The sequence below is a fragment of the Sulfurimonas sp. genome, assembly GCF_032250635.1.
GTDB lineage: Bacteria > Campylobacterota > Campylobacteria > Campylobacterales > Sulfurimonadaceae > Sulfurimonas.
Window position 1 is genome coordinate 1 of sequence record NZ_JAVVFL010000217.1, and the last position, 3,428, is coordinate 3,428.

2 protein-coding genes are annotated in these 3,428 nt (G+C 42.5%); both read left to right on the forward strand.

The genetic code is table 11. From position 1 onward, the window contains the following. Nucleotides 1–194: 194 nt before the first annotated feature. Nucleotides 195–1,880, forward strand: a complete 1,686-nt coding sequence (gene ilvD / locus RQ763_RS10850) for a dihydroxy-acid dehydratase (protein WP_314152979.1) — start codon at nucleotides 195–197, stop codon at nucleotides 1,878–1,880. A 31-nt stretch (nucleotides 1,881–1,911) separates the two neighbouring features. After that, on the forward strand, nucleotides 1,912–3,428 hold a 1,517-nt coding region (gene thrS, locus RQ763_RS10855; RefSeq protein WP_314152980.1), incomplete at its 3' end, for a threonine--tRNA ligase.

Below are 3,428 nucleotides of genomic sequence, written 5' to 3' on the forward strand. Positions count from 1 at the left end.
GAACTCGCGACCCCAACCTTGGCAAGGTTGTGCTCTACCACTGAGCTATTCCCGCAACTTATGCACTTAATTTTAAGTGAGCGGAATTATAGCCATTTTATTTTTGTTTGTAAAGAGGTTTTATAAAAAAATCTCAAAAAAATGTTATAATCGCATCAATATAAGATACAACGACTAAAAAATGAAGGATTTTAATGAGAAGTGATACTATAAAAAAAGGCTTTGACAGGGCTCCTCACCGTTCACTACTCCGTGCAACGGGGTTAAAAGATGAAGATTTTGACAAACCATTTATTGGGATAGCCAACAGCTATATAGATATCATCCCGGGTCATTTTTTTCTTCATGAGTATGGTGAAATTGTAAAACAGGCAATCCGCGAAGAAGGTGGTGTTCCCTTTGTTTTCAATACTATCGGTGTTGATGACGGTATAGCGATGGGGCACGACGGTATGCTCTACTCTCTTCCTTCCCGCGAGATTATTGCGGATTCTATTGAAACTGTTATGAATGCTCATAAACTTGATGCTCTCATCTGTATTCCAAACTGCGATAAAATCGTTCCGGGTATGATAATGGGTGCGCTTCGCGTAAATGTTCCGACTATTTTTGTCTCAGGTGGACCGATGGCGGCAGGTCACAAAAAAGATGGTACTCCAATTGACTTGTCAACCGCTTTTGAAGCTGTAGGAGAACATGCAGAGGGGAAAATGACAGATGAAGAGCTTTATGAGATAGAGTGTAATGCATGTCCAAGCGGCGGAAGCTGTTCAGGGATGTTTACGGCAAATTCTATGAACACTCTTTGCGAAGCTATGGGAATTGCACTGCCTGGCAACGGTACTATTTTGGCAATGACTCCTGCAAGAATCGAGCTCGTTAAAAAAGCGGCAAAGAGAATTGTTGAGATGGCAAAAGCGGATGACAGTAAGTACAACATGAAAAATATTCTGAATGAAAAAGCTGTTCACAACGCATTTGTGGTTGATATGGCTATGGGCGGAAGCTCAAACACGGTTCTTCATATGCTCGCAATCGCAAGAGAGGCAGATGTTGATTTCCCGATAGAGAAGATCAACAATATTGCAGACAAAGTAGCGCATATTGCTAAGATATCTCCTTCATTAACAACTGTTCATATGGACGATATAAATAGTGCAGGCGGTGTAAATGCGGTTATGAAAGAGGTAAGCAGAAGAGGCGGTCTGCTTCATCTTGACAGCCTTATGGTAACGGGTGAAACGCTTGGCGAGCGCATAAAAGATGCTAAAATCTTAGATGAAAACATTATCCATACAAATGAAAATGCCTACTCTCCAGTCGGTGGCTTGTCGATTCTTTTTGGAAATCTTGCACTTGAGGGCGCGGTCATTAAAACTGCAGGTGTTGAGTTAAAAATGAGACAGTTTAAAGGCAGTGCAATCTGCTTTAACTCTCAGAGTGAAGCAATCGCGGGCATAATGAGTCATAAAGTGAAGCCGGGGAATGTTGTTGTCATCCGCTATGAGGGTCCAAAAGGCGGTCCTGGAATGCAGGAGATGCTTGCACCTACGGCACTTATTCAGGGCATGGGGCTTGGTGACAGTGTTGCACTTATTACTGATGGCAGGTTCTCCGGAGCAACCAAAGGTGCCAGCATTGGACATGTTTCTCCCGAAGCCGCAGAGGGCGGTTTGATAGCGCTTGTAGAAGACGGGGATGAGATAGAGCTTGATGTAGATAAGCATATCTTGCAGCTTAATGTAAGCGAAGATGAGCTCCAAAAGAGAAAAACTGAGTACAAGCCTCATAAAAATGAGGTTAAATCTAAGTGGCTTAAGCGCTACCAGCTTTTAGTTTCAAACGCTTCAAACGGAGCAGTTTTAAAGACTGAACTTTAATAGAATAAATAGAGAAATAGGAATAAAAATTTTGAATGCAATCGCAATAAAACATAACGGAGAGATTATCGATTTACAGACAGCCAAAGAGCTTGGTTTTGAGGGTGAGCAGATTCATCTTGACAACTCGCCTGACTCTTTGGAGGTTCTTCGACACTCAACGGCACACCTTATGGCTCAGGCTATAAGATCGCTCTACCCAGATGCAAAGTTCTTTGTGGGACCAACTGTAAAAGAGGGTTTTTACTATGACTTTAAAACGACTCAAGAGATAGGCGAGGGTGACCTTAAGGCAATAGAAAAAGAGATGCTCTCGCTCGCTAAAAAGAAGTATGAGATACAGAAATATGAGATCTCCATGGCTGAGGCAAAAGAGAAGTTCAAGGATGACCATCTAAAACTTGCAGTAATGGAGCGTATCCCGAGTGATAGAGTCTCTATCTACAAGCAGGGTGAGTTTGAAGACCTTTGTCGCGGACCGCACCTTCCAAATATCGGGCTTATAAGATACTTTAAGCTTACAAAAATAGCAGGCGCATATCTCGGGGGAGACTCCAAAAACGAGATGCTAACGCGTATTTACGGTATAGCGTTCGCTGATAAAGAGGCACTTAAGTCTTACCTTAACATGATGGCAGAGGCTGAGAAGCGTGACCATCGCAAAATCGGTGCTGAGATGAAGATGTTTGCATTCCGCGAAGAGGTAGGAGCCGGCTTTCCTATCTGGCTTCCTGCAGGCGGAAGACTTCGCGCAAGACTAGAATCACTTCTATTTAAAGCACATAGAAAACGCGGATATGAGCCTGTTCGCGGTCCAGAGATGTTAAGAAGCGATCTTTGGAAGACGTCTGGACACTACCAAAACTATGGCGAAAATATGTATTTTACGCATATTGACGAGATAGAGTTTGGCGTAAAACCTATGAACTGTGTCGGTCATATTAAAGTATATGAAGAGGATTTGCACTCATACAGAGATCTGCCTCTTAAATATTTTGAGTATGGCGTTGTTCACCGTCACGAGATGACGGGCGCACTTCACGGGCTCTTTCGTGTTCGTGAGTTTACACAAGACGATGCGCACATCTTTTGTAGAGCAGACCAGATTGAAGAGCAGATTATAGAGGTTGTTGATTTTGTAGATAAAATCATGTCTACATTTGAGTTTGACTATAAGATGATGATCTCTACAAAACCTGAAAAAGCAGTTGGAAGTGATGAGGTGTGGGAAGTTTCTACACAGGCTTTAAAAAATGCGATGGATAAAAATGGGCTTGTTTATGAGATAGATGAAGGCGGCGGAGCATTTTATGGACCAAAAATTGACATCAAAATAACTGACGCAATCGGCAGAGAGTGGCAGTGCGGAACAATTCAGCTCGATTTCAATCTGCCTGAGAGATTTGAACTTGAGTACAACGGCGAGAACAATGACAAAATTCAGCCTGTCATGATTCATAGAGCAATTTTAGGTTCTTTTGAGCGTTTTATTGGTATATTAACGGAGCATTACGCTGGAGAGTTTCCGATGTTTATCGCTCCGACACA